Genomic DNA, 234 nt, shown 5'->3' with positions numbered 1-234 from the left:
CAGGTTGAATCCGGCCGTGACGGGGGAAGTTTGGAAACCGGCGGGTTTGGACAGCGGGACGCCGACAAACAGGTCGTAGCTCACCCCTTTCAGGCTGCCGCGCCAGCCCAGGGCGCTCCCCGCCAGGTGTTTTCCGAGCAGCGCGTCGCTGCCCCGGCCGCCCACCTCGCCATAATCGATCCCCAGATACAGCGACTGCCCTTTCAGCGGGGTTTGCCAGTCCAGTTCGTTGCG

1 protein-coding gene is annotated in these 234 nt (G+C 65.8%); it reads right to left on the bottom strand.

The window, feature by feature from the left end:
* Nucleotides 1-234, bottom strand: a 234-nt coding sequence (locus tag ACGF49_RS25330) for a ShlB/FhaC/HecB family hemolysin secretion/activation protein (RefSeq protein ID WP_387493580.1), incomplete at both ends; no start/stop codon positions are given.

This window comes from Photorhabdus sp. RM96S, from assembly GCF_042879335.1.
In the GTDB taxonomy this organism is placed as follows: Bacteria; Pseudomonadota; Gammaproteobacteria; order Enterobacterales; family Enterobacteriaceae; genus Photorhabdus; species Photorhabdus kayaii.
The sequence above is the reverse complement of the archived record's forward strand: the minus strand, read 5'-3'. Positions and strand labels throughout refer to the sequence as shown.